A 239-nucleotide genomic window follows, 5' to 3' on the forward strand; every position below is an offset into this window, starting at 1 on the left:
TTCACCGGCGTCGAGAGCTGGGGGGAGGAGAACCCGAGTCGCTCCAGGGGCTGTCCTGGCGTGAGGTCCTGCGCCTTCGACCCGGCGCCGTGCGTGTACGAGGTGCGCAGACCCGAGATGACCACGCGCACGGGGTCGTTCCAGTGCGGCAGGAGTTCGTCGAGGTGCTGCGTGAGCGTACGGACCTGCACGGTCTTCCCCCGCTGGATCCGCCCCTCGGTGGGCTCGGCCGTGCCTGA

1 pseudogene is annotated in these 239 nt (G+C 70.3%); it reads right to left on the reverse strand.

The features are described from left to right. Positions 1-239, reverse strand: a pseudogene (locus tag KVS71_RS18565) (ABC transporter ATP-binding protein); the annotation flags it as partial.

Source organism: Microbacterium sp. GbtcB4 (assembly GCF_019091465.1).
Classification (GTDB): domain Bacteria; phylum Actinomycetota; class Actinomycetes; order Actinomycetales; family Microbacteriaceae; genus Microbacterium; species Microbacterium paraoxydans.